Consider the following 22,153-nt stretch of genomic DNA (forward strand, 5'->3'; position numbering starts at 1 on the left):
CTAAGGGGTTTTGGTTGAAGAATAGCTCTAAAATTGGGGCAAATTAATCACTTACACTAATTTTGTGTTATGGTAGACATGGAGTTTGCACCGGACATAGAAGAATTAGTAGATGTAGAGGAGGATCTCGGTCAGGAAGATGTCAAAAGTCTTATCGTGCACAATGATGATTTCAACACCTTCGATCATGTGATCAACACACTCATAAAAGTGTGTAAGCATGACGTTCATCAGGCAGAGCAGTGCACATACATCATTCATTTTAAGGGGAAGTGTGCTGTGAAAAAAGGCAGCTTAAAAGAATTACGCCCGATGAGAGATGGGATTACTGATGCGGGGATTTCAGCCACTATCGAATAATGGAGTATCCCTCTAAGCTGGTAGAACAGGCCGTAGAAGAGATTTCGCGCCTGCCAGGTATCGGTAAGAAAACCGCTCTGCGGTTGGCCCTGCATCTACTCAAGCAGCCAGAATCACAAACAGCAGCCCTCTCGGAATCATTAAAAGATCTCCGTGAGCAGATCAAGTATTGCCAGACATGCCACATCATAGCTGATACTGAAGACTGTACCTGTCAGACACCTTCGCGTGACACCACCGTGATATGTGTAGTGGAAGATACGCCCGACGTGCTGGCCATTCGTAATACCGGACAGTACAATGGCCTCTTTCATGTACTAGGTGGTCGCATCTCCCCCATGGACGGCATAGGTCCGGATCAGGTGAAAATAGACTCGCTCATAGCGCGTGTAAAGCAATCCGGCAGTGAGGTAAAGGAAGTAATTCTGGCGCTGAGCTCTACGATGGAGGGAGATACTACTGCGTTTTATATCACTAAAATGCTCAAAGAAACGGGAGTGAAAGTTTCTACCATAGCGCGTGGTATTCCTGTGGGTGGTGAGCTGGAGTATACCGATGAGCTCACACTGGGTAGGAGTATCGCTACACGCACCCTGTTTTCAGCAGATTAGTCACGTCTTTTTTTGGTCAGCAGGTTGTAGGACAGTAGCAAGGCTATAGCCAAAGCCAAAATCATAAAATACCACCTTGGGTCTCCCTGCTGCCAGGTACGATAAAAATATCCGCCGCTTACGACCATTACGATCGTTACCATCAGATAGCTCAAAGCTTTTAGTGCATTCGGATTCATAGGATGTCAGACTTGCTTCTTCGGTGTAATGTTAGGGGAATTGTGGCTTATGCTCAATCAAGGTGCTAGTTTTTCTAAAAACTCTACCATGTTTTCTTCGTGATCCAAACTGAGCCTTTTGCGTAAGCGATAGCGGGCCGTTTCTACTCCTCTTACGGAAATGTTCAATATCGGTGCAATTTCCTTGTTTGAGAGGTTCATTTTTACCAGCGCACACAGTCGTAGTTCTTTGAGTGTAAGGTCTGGAAAATGCATTTTTAGCTCCTTGAAAAACTCATGATGCACGCGCTCGAAATTAGCTTCGAATACCTGAATGTGTTCTTCGTCATTGAGGTTAATGCCGATTTTACGAATCAGTTGGCGCAGGCGGTTGCGTGATTTTTCATTTTTGGCTACCTCCTTCAGTTCTTTCAAGTCTTCGCGAAGTTCTGTGAGCAGCTCCCGCTTACGCACCAGCAGCATGGTGTAGTTGGCCAGCTCTTTACTTTTAAATATTACGTCTTCTTCCAACTGCTTTTTATCTCGTTCGATGCGTTCCTTTTCGCGCTCCAGCCGCATTTGCTCCAGCTCCATCTCCAGAATGGATTGCTTTTCTTGCTCTTCGCTTCGGGTTTTCTCTTTTTCTTTGAAAATTTTCCGTTTGATGAGTTTCCGGGAAGCGTAAGCACCACAAACGATGATAATTAGATAAATGAGGTAAGCCCCTTTGGTTTGATACCACACCGGAATAATGACAAAATCATAACTGCTCTGTGAAGTGGATTCGCCAATGATGCTCCTCGCTTTTACCTGAAAGGTATAATTCCCCGGAGGAAGCGTCGTGTATTCTTTGGACGGCTTTGGAGTCCACGCAGACCAGGCTTTATCCATTCCTTTTAGAAGATAGCTGTACTGGACTTTCGTCTGGTCTTTCAGCTTAGGTGCGGCAAAGCAAAAAGTGATATTGCTGGCATGGTGAGGTAGCTTAGGCCGAGGATCAAGGAGCGATAGCTTCTCTTTTTCGCCAGTATTCCAAAATGCAACCTGAGTGAGGAGCACTTCACCTGTTGGTTTTTGTTGCTCAAAGCTCAGATCATAGGCATACAGTCCGTTGGTAGCACCGAGAAGAACATTGTTGTCGTTTACTGGCAGGATACACTCCATACTGCGGTTAAAAGTTCCTTTTAGTTCCAGGAAAAGATCCTTGTTCAACCCTTCTTGATCTTTCAGGAAATACCCGGCTTCATCGTCATGCACAAACCAGGTAAGGTTTCCTTCTTCTAGAAGTTTGCGTACGTTCTTGTCCGTCCCAAAGCGCTTGTTGAGCTCCTCATGAGGTACGAAGCGGTTCGCTTTTTCATCGAAAGTAAAGATGCCTTCGTTCGTGGTGAATACGATCTGGCCGTCGTAGCGGAAGGTGTTCACACTTAGCGGAGATGGTAGGCCGCTTTCGCGAAAATGTTCTATGGCCACTGTCTGCTTTAGATTTTTGGACAATCGCACCCGAAATACACCCTTGTAGCCGTGACAGATCCAAAACTCTCCGGGTTGGTTTCCCTGAATGATATCGCGAGTAGATTCTACCAGTCCCTCCACCGGGCCATGGATGATGTATTTGCCAGACTCATAAGTGAGGAGTGTGAGACCGATGTAGGTGCAGAGGAAATAGGTGTTTTCATATCCATCTACCTTTAGTATTTTCCAGGTCCCCTGACTCCCGGTTAACTTTTTGGCTTGATCAGCTTCATTGATGACGTAGACACCTGCATCGTGGCTACAGAGTATGTTTTCTCCCACGACATCCAGTTTCCAGGCTTGCCCCTCCAATCCAGGGATTTTCTCAAAGGCAAGGCTGGAAAAATGAGGATTGTGAACAATTCGTTCAGAGACAAATACACCTTGATTGGTTGCAGCGTAAATTTTTCCACCTCGAATGAGCACATCATATACGGACGCATTTTCGAACAGCACTGATACTGGTGAGGAGATGTTGATGCAGTCAATGCCATTGTTGAGTAAGGCCCAGATGTTGCCTTCAGCACTTTCAAAGAGGTTGAGCACGGTGTTGTTCTGAAGTCTGGTGAGTGCAGCAGAAAGCGACAGATTTTCGGCTTGCTCATTGAGCACCATTAGCTGAGTACTCAGCGTGCCCAGGTAGTAATTGCCTCCTATGGATTTAATCGCTGACAATATTTGGTTGCTTTCCCCGGGTGCGAAGCAATTTCTGATCAGGGCACATTTGCCATTCTGATAAGCATAGATACCGCCGGGTTTGGTGAAGAGGTAGAGCTCATCGGCTGCTGCGCCAGGCAAAACACTTGCGATCGTTTGCTGGCTGTATGTTTCGCTGACAGTTAGTACTTCAAATTCTAGCGAATTTAAATCCAATAGCTGAAGTCCGCTGGGATTCGCCAACAGGAGCTGGTCGTTGACCACATTGGAGTAGTAATAGCCAAAAGCGGGAATCGTAAAAACTTTGTCGTCTTTAATCGCGATAAGCTTGGAGAGGCTTCGCATCACAATGTGACCTTGCACTTCATGGATCGCCCAGATGTTTTCTAGCGTGCGCTCGGCCGGAGGCAATTTATCGAGAAGTGAATGGTAGTGGTAGTCACCAAATTCATCTTTTGCTATAATCCCAAAGTCATTGAATCCACCAACATAAAGCTTGCCTTCGCTACTATAACAGATGCTGCGTACAGATGAATTATTTGGGAGTGCTATTTTTTGCCACTGTGCTCCATCATAGATCAGCGTACCGTCATTATTTCCAAAATACAGTACCCCGCTATCATCTTGTGCCATGGACCATATCTGCGGGTCAGCCTGAAATTCATTTTTCGTGTAATGTATAATGCGTGGAGTGCCCTTGATTTCGTTTTTGGACTGACTCCCAACAAATCCTGCATGTAGTAGCAGGAAAACACCAGCGAATAATCTGACCAACACTCCTTTCATATTTTGTAATTCTTTGAAATAAAGAAAAGGTAACATTTTGAAATTCAGCACGAAACTACCCTTTGATGTAGTAGAGATGTAGTGCGTATTATTGCTGATGTAGTATTAGTGTAGGGCATTTCGATGACAGGTTGAGTGTGCAGGGTATTTTTGATTTCAATAAGATTTCGCAAAGACCCAAGGATTCATTTTCAAAAATTGTATTCGAAATGCCAAAACTAGTAGTAAAAAAATCAAATTTTCAAATCGTTCCTGTCGCTATCGTGTTGGCGCTCTTGCTGTTGACCATGCAGCCCGTATCAGGGCAGTATTTGAAAGCCAGTGGCCAAAAAATAGTCAATGCTGATGGTGAAGAGGTGATCTGGCGGGGCATTGGGCTCGGTGGCTGGATGCTTCAGGAAGGCTATATGCTGCGTACGAGTGGGGCACAATACGAAATTGAAGATCGGATAGAAGCGCTTATTGGCAATCAGAAAAAAGAGCAGTTTTATGCTGCCTGGCTAGCCAACCACATGCGGAAAATAGATGTGGACTCTATGGCTAGCTGGGGATACAATATGATTCGCCTGCCGATGCATTACAAGCTTTATACCCCGCCGATAGAAGAGGAACCTGTGCCGGGTTCCATTACTTGGCTAGAGCAGGGTTTTGAGATGACGGATGCTTTGCTCGAGTGGTGCAAGGCCAATAACATGTACCTAATCCTGGATTTGCATGCGGCACCAGGTGGTCAGGGGGAAAACAAAGACATTAGCGATTACGACCCTTCCAAGCCCTCACTGTGGGAAAGCACAGCCAATCAGGACAAGATGGTCGCCCTTTGGCGCAAGCTGGCCGAGCGCTATGCCGATGAGCCAATGCTGGCAGCCTATGACATCATCAACGAGCCCAACTGGGGATTTCAAGATCATGAAAATGATCCAAACGGGTGCGCCGAAAGCCAAAATACGCTGCTGTGGAATTTGCAAAAACGTGTAACCAAAGCCATCCGTGAGGTAGACCAAAATCATATCATCGTGATTGAAGGCAACTGCTGGGGAAACAACTACGGAGGGTTGCACACTTTGTGGGACGATAACCTCGTGATCAGTTACCATAAGTACTGGAATCCTAATACGCAGGCCGAAATACAAGGGATGCTTAACATGCGCCAGGAGAGGAACGTGCCAATTTGGCTAGGGGAGACGGGAGAAAACTCCAATGTTTGGTTTACGAACGCCATTGAGCTACTCGAAGATAATGGAATCGGCTGGTCTTGGTGGCCATTGAAAAAACTTGGTGGCAACAACCCCCTACAGATTGCGATGAATGATGATTATCAGCAGATTCTCGATTATTGGAATGGCTCTGGGACAAAGCCCTCCGAGGAGGTGGCTTTTAAGGGGCTCATGCAACTAGCGGAGGATCTTAAGCTGGAGCATACTACCTATCATCCAGATGTGGTGGATGCCATGATCCGTCAGCCACACACTACAGAAACCAGGCCTTTTAAAAATCATGTGCTCACTGCCGGTGAGGAGGTGATCGTTTCTACCACGGACTATGATCTGGGCAGGGTAGGTCATGCCTATCAGGATGAAGAGTATACCAACATCACGCGTGATCCCGGAGGACAAGCCTGGAACCTTGGATACAGCTATCGGAATGACGGGGTGGATATAGAACCTACCACGGACAATGACCCCAAAGGCAATGGTTACTCTGTGGGGTGGACCAATGCGGGAGAGTGGATGCTGTATACCCTGAAGGTGGACTCCTCGGCCGCTTATGATCTATCCATCAGATATGCGGGAGGTGGAAGCATACATTTTGAAGTAGACGGAGTGGACGTGACGGAAAACGTACAACTACCCGCCACTGGGGCGTATGACGCATGGGATACATTCTTAATCAAAGATGTGCTCTTGGAGGCGGGAATGAGAAAATTAAAACTAGTGATCGATCAGGGAGGAATGAACCTAAATTACTTTGGTTTTCAGATGAAAAGCCAAATAGATGACGCGCGATTCAAAGGTCTGTCGGTGACTACTGCTGATGAGAGTGAGTTACTACTCACCTTGAACAAATCACTAGATGAAGGCACCGTTTCAGCAGAAGGCTTTGCTGTGGAAATAAATGGCAGCACGCAAGAGCCAAAAAGTGTAGCACTTCATGCTGTGTCTCAATTGCTCATCACCACGAGTCAGGGCCTCACTAGCGAGCAAAAAATTACACTGGTATATGAGGGCAATGGGTTGCGATCCACTGATGGAATATTGCTGGAGCCTTTTGAACTAAGAGTGGACAATCAACTCCCTAAATACCTCATGATTCCCGGGAAAATCGAGGCTGAAAACTTTCATGTAAATCAGGGCCTGGAGATCGAATCCACCACCGATGTGGGTGGAGGGCAAAATATAGGTTACACCAATACTGGTGATTACCTCGACTACCTGATCAACGTGCAGGAGTCGGGCGCTTATCAAGTGGAAGTGCGTGTGGCATGTGCCGGAAATGACGGTGTTATTCGTTTGCTACAGCTAGATGAGGCTGGCGAAACACTAAACTCCAAACGAGTAAATGTGCCGATAACTGGTGGCTGGCAGGCATGGAAAACGGTCACGGTTAGTATGGATCTGACTGCTGGGAGGACATTGCTGCGAATGGAAATTATAGATCCGGAGTTTAATGTGAATTGGATGCGGTTTTCGTATTTAGGAGTGCTTGACGCGAAAAAAGCATCCGGATCGGTGATTTTCCCCAATCCCTGTACGGATTCATTCGAAGTAAAGGGATATGAGCAAGCACTAAGGATTTTGGACTTATCAGGAAAAGTGGTGCAAGTTGCTCAAGGGCCCGTGGTGGATATGCGTTTGCTCAATCCCGGAGTTTACCTTGTGGAGATGCAACAGTCAGGCATGACCAAAGTTGAAAAAATCGTCTTGCGTTAACCTGGTGTAGTTTATCACAGAGGGCTTATGTAATTTGCCGACATGCGGCCTCCTCACAGCATTACAGTTTATGGAATTGGCGGATTAGGAGTGAATCATGAGGTGTTTGCTCACTTGGATCTGGACTTTGAATTGATCGTTATCGAATGGATCACGCCTCATAATGGGGAATCTTTAGCCAGCTATGCCCAGAGACTGTCGGCTAAGATCAACACCGACCACCCGTTTGCTATCATAGGTATCTCCTTCGGTGGGATTCTTGCCGCCGAGCTTGCTAAAATACTAAAGCCCTTAGTTGTTGTCCTTATTTCTTCAGCTCAGCGATCACAAGAAATCCCGTTGCTTTTTAGGCTGATTGGTAGATCAGGGGTGTTCAACTTGCTTCCTGATTGGCTACTACGTCCTCCACTTTTTGCAGCCAATTGGTTGTTTGGGGTTAAGACCAATCACTCCAAAAAGCTGCTAAAACTATTCTTAAAAGAAACTGATCTCAAGTTCTTGCGTTGGGCGCTTACCCAAATCGCCAGGTGGAAAGGAGTTGCCGGCTCGGCTTCTGTCATTCGCATACATGGAAGCGCCGATCGGCTGTTGTCTTGTGAAAATGATACAGCTTTTAGGATTAAAAACGGGCGCCATTTTATGGTTGTAGATGATGCCGCCGCAGTAAGTGAAGTACTTCGAGGTATTTATGCTACGTACTTGAAACCCCAATAAGGTTTTCTCTCATCATTTGCACTTTTCCAATTTTTAATGCTGTCAGAATTCTCTGGATTATGATCCGATTTTTTATGAATTCATGAGATGTAACATGTTGTAGGTCAGGGTTAATAAGTTGATTGACGTAGTGCCAGCGAGTGACTTCATCGCTTGAAGTATTCAAAGCGTAGTGTAAAATTCAGTTTCATTTTTCGGGGATACTACATTTGAGATTGATGGTTTTTCAAAAAGCCTGTGAGTTTTTTGATTTTCTATCAAATCATCATTCACATAAAACCTAATAAATATGAGATTGAAAATTTTATCCAAATCTGGGAGCCTTCGGATGCTTCTGATGATGATAGCCCTGGCCGGACTGGTGGGTGTAGTAGATGCCCAGTCGGTGCAGGTACGTGGACTCGTAACCGATGGTGAGACCGGCGAAAGTCTTCCCGGGGTAACGGTGCTGGAAAAGGGTACCACTAATGGGACCATTACAGATATTGAGGGTAAGTACACGATAGCGCTGAGCGAAGGGCGTTCCATACTTATTTTCTCCTTTGTGGGCTTTGAGCCGCAGGAGGTGGAGGTCAGTGGAGAGTCTACTGTGGATGTAAAGCTGCAGCAGGACATTCAGTCTCTGGAGGAAGTGGTAGTAGTAGGGTATGGAGCGCAGAAAAAAAGTGTGGTGACCGGAGCTATTTCTAGCGTCAAAGCCTCAGACCTGGAGACTTTGCCTGTCAATAACGTCAGTCAGACGCTACAAGGCCGGGTCTCTGGCCTGACGATAGCCGCTAATAGTGGACAGCCCGGTGAGGGAGCCACCATCAGAGTGCGCGGTATCACCACGCTCAACAACAACGACCCACTGTGGGTAGTGGATGGAGTAGTGGTGGACAATGGAGGTATCAACTTCCTAAATCAGTCGGATATAGCTTCTGTGGAAGTGCTTAAAGATGCTGCGTCTCAGGCTATATATGGAGCAAGAGCCGCAGCTGGGGTTATTCTGATCACCACCAAAAAAGGTAAGCAAGGGAGCCTAAGTGTCAATTACAATGGGTACTATGGCACTTCTGAGCCAGCACGGAGGCTCAATTTGCTCAATGCTCAGGAATATGCTACACTCAGAAATGAGGCATCGCTGGCAGATGGTGCTGCTCCTCCTTTTGCAAACCCTGCAGCGCTTGGAGCAGGTACCGACTGGCAGGCACTTATTTTCAACGATGACGCACGCAGACAAAATCATGAACTCAGCATCAGTGGAGGTAATGAAAAATCAACGTTTTATTTGAGTTTTGGCCACCTGGAACAAGAAGGAATTGTCGCCACGGAGATCTCCAAATACCAAAGAACTAACTTTAGACTCAACAGTACTCATCAGGTTACGGATTGGCTTAAGGTAGGGCAAAACCTTGGCTATGCACATGACAAATCGGTAGGGCTGGGCAATACCAACAGTGAATTTGGCGGCCCGCTGAGCTCTGCCATCAACCTGGACCCTATCACTCCGGCTGTTATCACAGATCAGGCGTTGGCAGCTGGTGCACCTTATGCCAACAATCCGGTGATTCGCGATGAATTGGGTCGTCCTTACGGTATTTCCAATATCGTGCAGCAAGAAATGGTGAACCCACTGGCGTACATCGAAACCCGCCGTGGCAACTATGGATTTGGCGACAACATCATCGGGAATGTTTTTGCAGAAGTATCGCCAATAGAAGGACTGACCCTGCGATCGACTTTAGGTACCAAGCTCTCCTATTATGGCGGTAGAGGGTTTACACCCATCTATTACCTGAGCGCCACCAACCAAAATTTGGAAAGTGCTAGAATAGGTGGGGACCTCAATCGCCGGTTTGACTGGAATGTGGAAAATACCATCAGCTATACCCGCACGGTCCAAAAGCATCATTTTACTGCTTTGCTTGGGCAGGGAGCTTACCGCGAAAATGAGTTGGTGAGTTTTGGAGTCACCAAAGCCAATATCCCGGTAGACAATTTTGACGATGCTTCCTTTCGGTTCAATGTCACCACGGACGACATCACTGCAGGCGCTGGAGAAGGAGTCATACACACAGTATCTTCACTTTTTGCCCGGCTTAATTATAACTATGATGAACGGTATTTGCTTACGGCCGTCATTAGACGCGATGGGTCTTCCAGGTTTGGTGCCAACAATAAGTATGGTGTATTCCCATCTTATTCGCTTGGCTGGGTTACCTCCAACGAATCATTTTGGCCTACAAACCCGGTGGTTAATTTTCTCAAGGTTCGCGGTGGATACGGCGTAGTTGGTAATGACAATCTGGGAGATTTCCGCTACCTGTCCACCATTGGGGCTGGCAGAAACTATACGTTTGGTACTGGCGACCTGTCATCCAATGGCTACAGCCCTGATGCACCCGCCAACCCTGACCTCCGCTGGGAGGAAACCAGCCAGCTGAACATTGGCTTTGAGGCTACGCTTTTTAGTGATTTCATGCTCAATGCAGACTGGTATAAGAAGGTTACCACCGACATCCTGCGCGAGAAACCGATCCCACGCTATACTGGAGTGATCGGCTACCCAATGGCCAATATCGGCGATATGGAAAATACCGGAGTGGAGCTGGAGCTTAGCTACCGTAAACAGCTAGGAGAGCTCAATCTGGGGGTGTCTGCAAACGCTTCTTATGTAGAAAACAAGGTGACGAACCTGGGGGATGTGGAATTTTACAATACTTCAAGCATCCAAAACATGGGGACTATGGCGCGCATGGCGGTAAGCCAGCCGATCAACTCTTTTTATGGCTATAAGCGTCTCGGAGTATTTCAAACTGAAAAAGAGATTGAGGCGCATGTAGGGCCAGAGGGCAGCCTGTTGCAGCCTGATGCACAGCCTGGAGATTTTATCTGGGCGGATTTGGACAATGATGGAGCGATCACTCCGGATGATCGCACGTTTTTGGGAAGCCCTATTCCTTCCTGGACCTATGGAATCAATGTGAAAGCTGAGTACAAAGGGTTTGACCTGCTAGTCTTCGGACAGGGTGTTCAGGGCAACAAGATCTTCCAGGGCTTAAGGAGGCTGGATATAGGTAGTGCCAATTACCAGCAGGCAGCACTAGGTCGATGGACAGGACCTGGTACTTCCAATGATTTCCCCCGCCTCACCAATGCTGATCCTAACAAAAATTTCCAAAATCCTTCTGATTTCTACATTCAGGATGGTGCCTACTTCCGCCTGAAAGTCGTGCAGCTGGGATATTCATTGCCGGCAGAGGTGCTTCAGTCGCTGTTTATGAAAAAGGCCAGGGTGTATGTAATGGCCGAAAACCTCTTCACATTCACGGAGTACACGGGCTATGATCCGGAAATCGGCGGTGGCTCATTTGGGATCGATCGTGGTATCTATCCACAGGCGCGATCTTTTATGGTAGGTATCAATGTAGGCTTTTAAGCCAGGCTAAAATCTAGATAATCATGAAAAGAATATTCAAAAACATAGCGCTCATCGCGGGCTCAATGCTGGCAGTAGCGTGTTCTGACGATTTTGTCAATGTAGAGCCCAAAGGCACTGCGCTGGAAGAAAATTACTACAAAAACGCCGAGCAGGCATACAATGGTGTGATTGCCGCCTATGATCCGCTGGGTTGGACCAATGGTTTTGTCATCAAGACAGCAAGCCTTAATGCGGCTTCAGATGACTTCTTCACCGGAGGAGGCGGCCCCAATGACATGAATGCGATTCAGGTATGGGATAAGTACACGCTGGATCCTGTCAATGGACCACAGCAGGAATTTTGGAACAAAAATTATTCAGGAATTTTCCGTGCCAATATACTCCTGAGCAGGCTGCCAGAAATTGATATGGACGAATCACTGAAAAGTCGATTTACCGCTGAGATGAAGTTCCTCCGTGCCTATTATTACTTTGATATGGTTCGGTTGTTTGAGCGGTTTCCTCTGCTGACAGCACCCATACCCACAGCTGAGATTTTTGAGGTAGAGGCGGCAGAGAGAAGTTCGGTATTTGCCCAAATTGAGCAAGACCTTAGTGAGGCGATTGCAGATTTACCTGCTACGATTACGTTGGAAACAGATGCCGGAAGAGCTACCAAAGGTGCAGCCATTGCTTTGCTGGGTAAAGTCTACCTACAGCAAGAAAAATTTTCCGAGGCTGCGGCTCAGTTCGCGCAGGTCAATGGTACCCCAGGAAGTACCAGTCAGTACGGCTACCGATTGCTGGATGACTTTGCAGACCTATTTAAAGTGGCCAACGAATTCAATGAAGAATCCATTTTTGAGATCAGTCACAATTCTACTTCGCAGGGCAACTGGGGCTGTGTGGCATGTACGGAGGGCAACCCGCTTGCCATCATGGTTGCGCCCAGAGGTTATGTGATCAATGATCCGGCTGTAGCGCCTAATTATGTCTCTGGATGGAGCTTCAATACGGTTACTCCATCGCTGGTCAATGCCTTTGTGCAAGACGAAGTATATGACCCGCGCTACAGTACCACCATCGTTAATATCGATAGCCTGGAGCAAATCGGTGCAGTTTCTTATGAGCATGCTTATGAAAACACGGGCTATTTCCTGGCAAAATTCGCTGGTAAAGAATCCGATAAGACTGCTGATTCTACTGTGCCTTTTGAAATCAACTTCCCTACCAATGAGTATGAAATCCGACTAGCAGATACTTACCTGATGGAAGCCGAAGCTTTGGTACGAGGTGGAGGCGATCAGGCCCGTGCTCAGGCACTTTTAGACGCAGTACGTGAGCGTGTGGGTTTGCCGTCCGTACCGGCAACATTTGACAACATCATGGCAGAGCGCCGGTTGGAGCTTGCCGGTGAAGGTCATCGCTGGTTCGATTTGGTCCGTACGGGACAGGCCGCCTCGGTGTTAGCCGATCGTGGATACGTGGAAGGCAAGCATGATGCCTTACCCATTCCTCAGTCCGAACTGGAATTTGATGGTACCAAACTGGAGCAGGATCCTGCTTATCAATAAAAGTTTTCATAGCTGAGTGACCATGATAAAAGTCACTCGGCTAATTGAGTCCAAAGAATTACATAACGATTAGAAATTATGAGTTATCAAAAGCTTAAGAAAAATATAGGGTTGGGTGTGCTCGCCGCATTTACCCTTGTGGGCTGTGTGCCTGAGGATGAGGAGCTGAGCCTGGGTGAGCAGCCAGAAGCCACCTTCATGGTTGAGGCTGTTGCAGGCCAAAACAATACCTATGTGCTCACCAACACCACACCCGGTGCATTCGTCTCCGTTTGGGATAAGGGTTCAGGTTTTGAAAAAGGTCGGGAGATGGACACCATCTTTTTACCCGATAGAGGGACGTATGACATACAGCTTGTCGCCGTGACAAGCGGAGGGGCAGACACTTCCGCCGTGCAGACCATCAACGTAGAGACCAGCGACCCTGCCGCCGGAAACCTCGTCGTTGGTGGGCGGATGAATGCCGAAGATGCTGACCACTGGACGCTCTTTACCATTTCCGATGGTGTGGCCTTCGAAATGGTAGAGGGTAAAATGCGAGCCACCGGAGGTGGTTGGGGGCACGCTGGATTTTACCAGGCCGTGCAGGTAGAAGCCAACAAGCCCTATCAGTTTGGAGCAACCGTGTCAGGAAGCGGCGCTTCTGATACCTGGTTTGAGGTGTACTTTGGCCGTACGGAGCCACAGAGCTATCAGGACTATTCGGATGGTGGCGTACAGTTGGCACTCAATACCTGGGCTGGGTGTGCCACCACCTCATTTAATGGAAGCTTACTGAGTGTAGGCTGTGAAGGTGCACTTCGTGAGACCAATGGGGTCATCACCTTCGATGAAGGGGGTACGATCTACCTGGTAGTAAAAACGGGTGGAGGTGATCTAGGGGCTGAGGGGATCGCTATTGATAACCTGGAGCTCAGAGGTACTAAATAATGCATCAGCAAAGTAGAGCCCCCAGCTCTGGCGGCTCTACTTTCATTGATCGGTCAGAAATTTTTTCATAAGGACTAATAATAGAAAACTCATTTTTTATGACAAGAATAAAGTGGGCTTTAATCGGTGTGCTAATCGTATTATTTGGCTGTGATCATCATCAGCCGGGGATTATGCAAGCATCGTTTGTGATGAAGCCACAGCCCAGAGTGGAGGCACTGCTCGCCAAGATGACTTTGGAGGAAAAAGTAGGTCAAATGGCACAAGTCACATTGGATGTGGTGACCCAGGGGCCTAATGCCTACGAAAGCGATGAGCCGCTAAAATTGAATATAGACCTGGTGAGGGAAGCAATTCTTACACACAAGGTGGGCTCCATTCTCAATACGGCCAACAACCGTGCACGGCCTTTGGAAAAGTGGCATGAAGTGATCGGGCAAATCCAGCAAGTTGCCGTGCGAGAATCCAGACTGGGGATACCTGTAATCTACGGCATTGACGCCATTCATGGTGCCACCTACACTTCAGAGGCTACCTTTTTTCCTCAGCAAATAGGGCTTGCAGCTACCTGGAACAGGGATTTGGTGCGGAAGTGTGCAGCAATAGCTGCCTACGAAACACGTGCTTCAGCTATCCCGTGGAATTTTTCCCCGGTACTTGATCTTGGCCGTGATCCTCGTTTTCCACGGATGTGGGAGACCTTTGGAGAGGATGTAATGCTGGCATCAGAAATGGGCGTGCAGATGGTGAAGGGTTATCAAGGCGAGGATGTTAGTGCACCCGGCCAGGTAGCAGCTACGCTGAAGCATTTTTTGGGATATTCGGTGCCTGCATCCGGCAAAGACCGAACACCGGTACACATTTCTGAAGTAGAGCTTCGGGAGCGCCACTTACCTGCATTCAAAGCTGCAGTAGACGCTGGGGCAAAGTCGGTGATGATCAACTCAGGACTGATCAATGGAACACCCGTACATGCTAACAAAGCATTGCTGACTGACCTACTGAAAAAAGAACTTGGGTTTACCGGAGTGGTGGTGACCGACTGGAAGGATATAGACAACCTCCACTTTAGGGATCGAGTGGCTGCTACACGAAAGGAGGCCGTGAAAATTGCGGTAAACGCCGGCATAGACATGGCGATGATCCCCTATGATTTTGACTTTTGTAAAGATCTCGTTGCGCTTGTACGAGAAGGAGAAGTACCCATGAGCCGTATAGATGATGCGGTCACACGGATTCTTACCCTCAAGTATGATTTGGGTCTATTTGATCAGCCCACACCCAGAGGAGATTATGAGGATTTTGGAAGTGAAGAGACAGTTGCGACTGCCAGGAAAGCTGCCGGTGAGTCCATTACCCTGTTGAAAAACCAGGGGCTTTTACCACTGTCCCGAGGTGTTAAGGTTTTGGTGACCGGCCCCAACGCTCATACGATGAGAGCGCTAAACGGAGGCTGGTCTTACAGCTGGCAGGGTGAAAAAGTGGAAGAGTTTGCGAATGAATATCAGACGATACTGGAAGCTATAAAAGCACAAGCTGGAGAGGAGTTGGTCACCTTTGAGCCTGGTGTCACTTATGTGGAAAGTGGCAAGTATTGGGAGGAAGAAGCTGCGGACTTTCGAGCGGTTTTGGATGCCGCCAGCAATAGCGACGTGGTGGTGCTTTGCCTGGGCGAAAATAGCTATACGGAGAAGCCCGGAGACCTGCATGACCTGTCTCTATCGCAAAATCAGGTGAGACTTACACGTGCACTGGCTACCACCGGCAAGCCCATCGTACTGGTGCTCAACGAAGGTAGGCCCCGCCTGATCAGCGAAATAGAACCAGATGTAGATGCGGTAGTACAAACCTACTTGCCCGGCAATTACGGCGGTGAGGCACTCGCTCAGGTCTTATTTGGGGAGCTCAACCCTTCAGGAAAGCTGCCCTATACCTATCCTATGTTTGCCAATACACTCGTGACTTATGATCACAAACCGTCCGAAGAACAGGATAAAATGGAAGGTGTCTATGACTATGAGTCAGATTTTGCGGTGCAATATCCATTTGGTCACGGGCTCAGCTATACCTCTTTTGCGTACAAGGACCTCACGTTATCTGATGATCAGCTTGATACTGATGAGGAGCTTACCGTTTCTGTGACGGTCACCAATGTGGGAGACCGTGCAGGAAAAGAAGTCGTTCAGCTTTTTATAGCCGATGCTTATGCATCCCTTTCACCAGATGTAAAAAGACTTAGAGGATTTGAAAAAATCAGTTTGGAGCCAGGGCAGAGCAAAACAGTGCGTTTTTCAATTCACGCACGTCAGTTGGCTTTTGTAGGAAAGGACCTTCGGTGGACGGTAGAAAAGGGTACGTATGAAGTGCAGATTTCGAATCTGAAAAAGCAATTTGAACTGTCAGATAGCTATAAATGGCAAGAAGTAGATCCTGTGCTTTAGTACGCGGCTAGACCGAACGAAGCGAAGGACTCTCGCAGGGAGCTTACTCAACTCCCAAAAGCTCAAGACTCTAAAAAAGGACTGTGGACTATGTTTTACTTTAAATACCAACAACCATGACAAAAAGTAACAGTCAGCATGTAATTATCAGAAAGCCGTTTGGGTGGATCCAAATGTGCTTCTTGTGTCTTCTATTGATGGCCAGCATTAGTCAGGCCACCGCCCAGTATGTACGAGCGCAGGGTACTCAAATCGTAGACGAAACTGGAGCGCCTATTTATTTCCGGGGGATGAACCTCGGCAATTGGCTGCTATGGGAAGGATACCTCATGATGGGGGACTTTGAATACCGAACCCATACCCAATTTTTCAATGGCGTGAAAGACGCCTTTGGGGGTGATCTGGGCCAGGCCATGGAGTTTGAACATCAGTGGAGGCTAAATTACCTCAATGAGCAAGCCATTGTTGATTTGAAGAACCTGGGGTTCAACTCCGTTCGGGTGCCTTTTCACTACAACTTGTTTTGGGATTATGGAAGCTACAGCACAACCAACCGAGGGTTTCAGTACCTGGACCGGGTGGTGAACTGGTGCCGTACGCATGGCCTGTATGTCCTGCTGGACATGCACGCGGCACCGGGCTATCAAAACCCCGGAGACCATTGTGACAACAATGATTCGGATGCCAGCCAGCCCCGAAGCTCGGTGGGCTTTTGGGATGGTGATAACGTAAATATTGCATCTCAGGTGTGGCGACATATTGCCAACTACTACAAAAACGAGCCGGTAATTTGGGGCTATGACCTGATCAATGAGCCAGTGCCACAACCCGGCAGGGAGTACGAGCTACTACCTTCACTGATCACCATGCGTAACGCCATACGAGAGGTGGACAATAACCACATCATTGTGGCTGAGGGTAGCTGGTGGGGCTCGGATATGCAAAAGCTTGACTGGGAAGACGCTCAGGTACAAAGCCAATCAGGTGTGAATAGCCGATGGGACAACAACCTGGTGTACCAAACGCATCATTACTCTGATGACGTATCACTGCTCAATGGACGCAAAGCCCTGACCGACCGATTGAATGTGCCACTCATGCTTGGCGAGTACGGTGAGAATACCAACGCCAAATTGCGAGAAATGACTGATTGGTGTATCAACAATAATGTGGCTTATTTCCCCTGGTCATTTAAGAAAATGTACCACGATAGATGTCTTTGGACAATCCATCCCAACAATGCCTATAATGCCGTAAGAGACTACATCAAATATGGGGGAACACCTCCGGCCAACGCCTACAATGACATGATTAGCTTTTGCCAAAATAACATTGGCAATGGTGCCTCGGGCTTTACTTTCCATCAGGGATTTTATGATGCTGTAGCCTACACAGGCCCGTCTGGTGGTGGCTCCGGAGGAGGCGCACCCATAGGTCAGACCATTTGGCTCAGGGGTAATAACGGGCAGTATGTCAGCAGCGAAAATGGCCAGTCCGGTATGATGTGCAACAGGTCTTCTGTAGGCGGCTGGGAGCAATTTGAAGTGGTAGGTCTTAGCGATGGGAAAATAGCCCTGAAAGGGAGCAATAACCGGTATGTTTCCAATGAAGGGGGTACCTCAGCCATGATGTGTGACCGCCCAAATGTGCAGGGCTGGGAATCGTTTACCTGGGAGTCGCAAGGTGCTAACACGGTAGCGTTGAAGGGTTTTAATAATCAATACGTGTCTAGTGAGGATGGACAATCACCGTTGATGTGTAACCGCTCTTCAATCGGTGGCTGGGAAGTGTTTACCTGGGGTACGGGCTCAGGTAGCAGAACATCAGCGAGTGGTGTTGAGGAATCGCTTTCATTTTCCGTTTTTCCTAACCCAGCCTCGGAGCAAATCACGATTACCTGGCCTGGTGAGGGTAATGCGGTTTTCCGCTTGCTAGACGTGTCGGGGAGGGCTGTGATGGAGCGTGAGCTGCAGGTGAGCCAGTCTACCTGGGCTTTGCCTGATCACCTAGAAGCAGGCGTATATTTTGTTATGCTCAAGGCCGGTGGTGTGGAGCACAAGCATAAATTAATCATCGAATAGCTCTTCATTCATGGGTTTTGAATCAGTGACCAATTACCGACTGCATTGATTCATTATTTTAATAGGTTTAGAGGCTGTTTCTCATTGATTCAGCCTCTTTTTCATTTCCTGGAAACCAAAGCGCTTCTGTGTCGTTTCGTTATTTTGTGTCATCAAAAACTACACAATAGGTACATGGAGAAAATCGGAGCAGCACTTTTGTCATTTGGTATGTCGGGAAGGGTATTTCATGCCCCGTTTTTAGACTTGCATTCCGGGTTTGAGCTACTGGGATCTTGGGAGCGATCCTCAAAAAAAATAGAGGAAGCCTATCCGGGTGTGAAAAGCTATGAATCGCTAGAAGCTGTACTCGATGATCCGGAAGTGACGCTCGTAGTGGTCAATACACCGACCTATACCCATTATGATTATGCTCGAAAAGCGCTTGAGGCAGGCAAGCACATCATCGTAGAGAAGGCTTTTGTGAGTACCACAAAGGAGGCACGTGATCTTGCAGCTCTGGCACAAGATAAGGGACTGCATATCGGGGTATTTCAAAACCGCAGGTTCGATAGTGATTTTCGAACGGTCAAATCGGTGCTTGATAAAGGGCTGATAGGTGAAGTGGTGGAGGCCAGCATTGCTTTTCATCGTTACAAAGCCGAGCTGAGCCCCAAGACCCACAAGGAAATACCTAGTGCTGGAGCGGGAATCATCAAAGATTTGGGAGCACATGTGATCGATCAGGCACTGGCCCTTTTCGGGTTGCCCAAAAGCGTGTTTGCAGACATTGGCATTACCCGGCCTGACTCTCAGGTAGATGATTATTTTGATATTTTGCTTCGCTACGAAGGAGACTTGCGTGTGCATGTCAAGGGAGGCTACTATTTTCGAGAGCCTACACCCGAGTTTGCTTTTTATGGCAGAAAGGGGACCTTCCTGAAATCTCGTTCTGATGTGCAAGAGGACCAATTGCAGGCGGGAATGAAACCTGATGATCCGGCGTACGGTCTGGAGTCTGATGATGACAAAGGCTTGCTTCATACCGAGGTAGAAGGAGAAATCATCAAAGAAAACATCCCTACGCTCCCCGGAGACTATAAAGCTTACTATGCAGAAGTTTACGCCGCCTTGACCGGAAAAGGTAAAATGCCTGTGACTGCTGAAGACGGCATACAGGTAATGCAAGTGATCGATGCTGCTTTTTTGAGTGCAAAAGAGGGAAAAGTTATCCCTCTTGATCTTGAAAGCTAAGTGTATACAGCTCCTTATTGGTGTCTAGATCCAGATAACTGATCGCTTTCTTTTCTGCATTTATTTCATAACGCACCGGCCGATTATTTACTTTTTTGATGGCCTTCATCAGTGGGTGGTAGTAGCCAGTGCGCACCTTGGAGAGGTCTATGAGCAAGGACTGATTGGAAGCATCGATTGCGGCCAGCTTGCTACCCAAAGGAGTTGTCTGTCTAAAGGGTACACTGACTATTTGGTTGGTGGGAGAAATAAGAAACCAGTCGATCATCGGGTAACTTTTGATGCCACCCTCACCTCGATCTTCCAGTGTTTGCTTGCCGTTGTACTTGCCCACAAGCCCAAAGCCATTCACAAAAGGAGCACTCTTGTCCCACAGGGTATCGATGGCTATTTCACCTGAGATGGTGATAAAGCCATGACGGCCATTTCGTGTCACTACCTGAGCAAGCCCATCTTGAAAATCAGCCATAAACTGATAGTTGCTTCCATCTACCACCACCTGACCATCCGTGTCGGTGAGGTAATACTTGCCGTCCTGGTAGGCTCGGAAAAAAGCTCCATTTGCCCAAAGGGTGCTGTTTTCTTTTAGCTTATGCAGGTCAATTTTCTCTGGAGGTTGAGCCATGGATGGGCCCGACCACAGGCACAATGCCAGTAGAAGTGGGGTAATTTTCATCATTTCTGTTCGTTGCTGTTTGGGGCTTTCTGAAGTAGTAAAAAGCCTGAATGCAATGCCAAAATGCTTTGTGTAATGCCAGTGTTTTAAGAAAATATCGAAAGCAATAACATAGGGTAAAACACATTTCTGGTGGCATTTCATTTTTTTGAAAGTAGCGTGGTATGCGCTTGCTTTCATGTGGGACAGTGAAGAATTGCGGGTAACTACAGAAAGAAATCAGGAAGAAAATTTCAATGATCTACTGGCAAAAGCATTAGTTTTAGGATACTCAAACCTAACAGACATGTCAGCATCCCATGCAGTGCCAGCAGGCCTCCGAAAGACTACATACATTCTTGTTTCTCTGGTCACTTTAGTTGTGATCCTGCACTATACGCAGGATTACGTCATTCCATTTATCATCGCGCTGTTGATTTGGTTTGTGATTCATGAGCTGAGAGAAAACCTCCAAATGGTGCCCTATATCCGTAAAAAATGGCCACTATGGCTTCAGAGCATGGTGGCTTTCGTCTTTATCAATGCGGTGATTTTTGGTGTGTTGGAGCTGTTGCTGGTGAGCATGGCGCAGTTTACCAGGTCTGTAGATCTCTATGAGACCAATTTCAATGAAACCATTGCCAGTCTCAATGCTGCATTTGGGATGGATGTGATGTCAGAGTTGTTGGAGTATATCGACAAACTAGACGTAGGTGGCCTGGTGTCTGGTGGGTTGGATATGGTCACCTCTCTATTGGGTGATGCGTTTTTGATTTTGATCTATATCATCTTTTTGCTGGTAGAGGAAAGTGTGTTTGATGCCAAAATGCGGGCGATCTATCCGGCGCGTAGTACACAAGAGAAAAACCGGGAGCTGTTTCAAAAAATGGATAAGAACATCAGTAGATACCTCTCGCTGAAGTCTCTGGTGAGTCTACTTACCGGCATCCTGAGCTATGTGGTGTTGCTCATTCTGGGGATCGATGGTGCGATTTTCTGGGCGCTACTCATTTTTGTGCTCAATTATATTCCTACTGTTGGGTCGTTGATTGCTACGCTTTTCCCGGCGGTTTTTGCGGTGTTGCAGTTTGGAGAGCTTGCTCCATTCGTATATGTGCTGGTCAGTGTTGGGGTTATTCAGGTATTGGTGGGTAATGTACTTGAGCCAAAAATCATGGGCAACAGCCTCAATATGAGTTCGCTGGTGGTGATCCTTTCCCTTACGATCTGGGGCGCCATCTGGGGAGTGATGGGCATGATTCTTAGCGTGCCGATCACCGTAATGATGATTATCGTATGTGAGGAGATTCCCAGTTTGCGATTTATCGCCATAGCCTTGTCGGAAAAAGGCGAGATCAAGATGCTGGATGAAGACTAAACCTGAATGATGTCCAAAACAGCTACTGCATCTGATTTTATAGCATCACTGGAAGTGCATGCAGGCGAACGCTCTCCTGAGGATGTCTTAAAGCACTATCATGGAGGTGATCCGGCAGTTTCTGCCATGGGAATAGCATTTGGGAAGGTATTTGCACTTGCGCGAAAGTATAAAACCCTCGGTCTGGAAGAGATAAACAATCTGCTAGACAGTCACTACTACGAAGTGCGTATGGGCGCGGTGAGCATCATGGATTTTCAGGCGCGAAACAAAGCCACCTCTTCGGAGCACAGAAAGAAGCTCTTTGATTTGTATCTAAGCCGCCATAATCGTCTCGATAACTGGGATTTTGTGGATCGAGGGGCCATGCACATTGTTGGTAAATTTCTTTTGGATAAACCAAGAGATCCGCTGTATCAACTCGCAAAGTCTAACGTACCGTGGGAGCGACGCACCGCAATAGTGGCTACTCATGCGTTTATTAAGATGGGGCAGCTGGAAGACACCTTCGCTATAGCTCGTATGTTGGTGGGTGATGGTCATGAGTTTGTACAGAAAGCAGTTGGCAGTTGGGTTCGTGAGGCGGGCAAGCAAAACGAAGACATGTTGCGCTATTTTTTAGATGAGCACGTTGGGCAGATGGCTCGGGTCACGCTCCGGTATGCGGTGGAGAAGTTGGATGCAGCATCCAAAAAGCATTATTTGACCATTGGGAAGTAGGGGTAGT

The 22,153-nt window shown here is 47.5% G+C and carries 15 protein-coding genes; 12 read left to right on the forward strand and 3 right to left on the reverse strand.

What is annotated here, in order from left to right:
* Window positions 1-69: 69 nt before the first annotated feature.
* Both C7460_RS09330 and recR read left to right on the forward strand, forming a co-directional pair.
* Window positions 70-360, forward strand: coding sequence for an ATP-dependent Clp protease adaptor ClpS (locus tag C7460_RS09330; RefSeq protein ID WP_394340426.1), 291 nt, complete (start codon window positions 70-72; stop codon window positions 358-360).
* Window positions 360-971 (forward strand): recombination mediator RecR, encoded by a 612-nt coding sequence (gene recR, locus C7460_RS09335; RefSeq protein ID WP_115867830.1) that lies wholly within the window; start codon window positions 360-362, stop codon window positions 969-971. The genes C7460_RS09330 and recR overlap by 1 nt, the downstream gene beginning before the upstream one ends.
* Here recR and C7460_RS09340 read toward each other — a convergent pair.
* Both C7460_RS09340 and C7460_RS09345 read right to left on the reverse strand, forming a co-directional pair.
* Entirely contained in the window at window positions 968-1,150 is a 183-nt protein-coding gene (locus C7460_RS09340) for a hypothetical protein (protein ID WP_115867831.1), read from the reverse strand. The genes recR and C7460_RS09340 overlap by 4 nt on opposite strands.
* Window positions 1,151-1,207: 57 nt before the next feature.
* Window positions 1,208-4,087: a triple tyrosine motif-containing protein gene (locus tag C7460_RS09345; RefSeq protein ID WP_170147951.1), complete on the reverse strand. Its 2,880-nt coding sequence runs from the start codon at window positions 4,085-4,087 to the stop codon at window positions 1,208-1,210.
* A 209-nt stretch (window positions 4,088-4,296) separates the two neighbouring features.
* Here C7460_RS09345 and C7460_RS09350 point away from each other — a divergent pair, with 209 nt between their 5' ends.
* The 8 genes from C7460_RS09350 to C7460_RS09385 all read left to right on the forward strand — a co-directional run bounded on the left by C7460_RS09350 (window position 4,297) and on the right by C7460_RS09385 (window position 19,393).
* Window positions 4,297-7,017 carry a carbohydrate-binding protein gene (locus tag C7460_RS09350; RefSeq protein WP_147302898.1) on the forward strand — a complete coding sequence of 907 codons (2,721 nt, stop codon included), beginning with the start codon at window positions 4,297-4,299 and terminating at the stop codon, window positions 7,015-7,017.
* 42 nt (window positions 7,018-7,059) lie between these two features.
* The gene (locus C7460_RS09355; RefSeq protein ID WP_115867834.1) at window positions 7,060-7,731 is read left to right on the forward strand and encodes an alpha/beta hydrolase; all 672 of its coding nucleotides are present in this window, start codon (window positions 7,060-7,062) and stop codon (window positions 7,729-7,731) included.
* Window positions 7,732-8,020: 289 nt separating this feature from the next.
* Window positions 8,021-11,152, forward strand: coding sequence for a SusC/RagA family TonB-linked outer membrane protein (locus tag C7460_RS09360; protein WP_245986282.1), 3,132 nt, complete (start codon window positions 8,021-8,023; stop codon window positions 11,150-11,152).
* A gap of 23 nt (window positions 11,153-11,175) precedes the next feature.
* A complete protein-coding gene (locus C7460_RS09365) occupies window positions 11,176-12,708 on the forward strand; it encodes a RagB/SusD family nutrient uptake outer membrane protein (protein WP_115867836.1) in 1,533 nt (510 codons plus the stop codon).
* Between the two features lie 78 nt (window positions 12,709-12,786).
* Window positions 12,787-13,638 carry a hypothetical protein gene (locus C7460_RS09370; protein WP_115867837.1) on the forward strand — a complete coding sequence of 284 codons (852 nt, stop codon included), beginning with the start codon at window positions 12,787-12,789 and terminating at the stop codon, window positions 13,636-13,638.
* Between the two features lie 98 nt (window positions 13,639-13,736).
* Window positions 13,737-16,079, forward strand: a complete 2,343-nt coding sequence (locus C7460_RS09375) for a glycoside hydrolase family 3 N-terminal domain-containing protein (RefSeq protein WP_115867838.1) — start codon at window positions 13,737-13,739, stop codon at window positions 16,077-16,079.
* 116 nt (window positions 16,080-16,195) lie between these two features.
* Window positions 16,196-18,160 (forward strand): cellulase family glycosylhydrolase, encoded by a 1,965-nt coding sequence (locus C7460_RS23725; RefSeq protein WP_170147952.1) that lies wholly within the window; start codon window positions 16,196-16,198, stop codon window positions 18,158-18,160.
* Between the two features lie 174 nt (window positions 18,161-18,334).
* Window positions 18,335-19,393, forward strand: coding sequence for a Gfo/Idh/MocA family oxidoreductase (locus C7460_RS09385; protein ID WP_115867839.1), 1,059 nt, complete (start codon window positions 18,335-18,337; stop codon window positions 19,391-19,393).
* On the opposite strand, the gene C7460_RS09390 is transcribed toward C7460_RS09385, so the two are convergent.
* Entirely contained in the window at window positions 19,368-20,072 is a 705-nt protein-coding gene (locus C7460_RS09390; RefSeq protein WP_147302899.1) for a WG repeat-containing protein, read from the reverse strand. The two genes, C7460_RS09385 and C7460_RS09390, sit on opposite strands and share 26 nt — an antisense overlap.
* Window positions 20,073-20,355: 283 nt before the next feature.
* Between C7460_RS09390 and C7460_RS09395 the strand changes: the two genes are divergently transcribed.
* Window positions 20,356-21,426, forward strand: a complete 1,071-nt coding sequence (locus C7460_RS09395) for an AI-2E family transporter (protein WP_221409494.1) — start codon at window positions 20,356-20,358, stop codon at window positions 21,424-21,426.
* A gap of 6 nt (window positions 21,427-21,432) precedes the next feature.
* Window positions 21,433-22,146: a DNA alkylation repair protein gene (locus tag C7460_RS09400; protein ID WP_115867842.1), complete on the forward strand. Its 714-nt coding sequence runs from the start codon at window positions 21,433-21,435 to the stop codon at window positions 22,144-22,146.
* Window positions 22,147-22,153: the final 7 nt, after the last annotated feature.

The organism is Marinoscillum furvescens DSM 4134, from assembly GCF_003386095.1.
Lineage (GTDB): Bacteria > Bacteroidota > Bacteroidia > Cytophagales > Cyclobacteriaceae > Marinoscillum > Marinoscillum furvescens.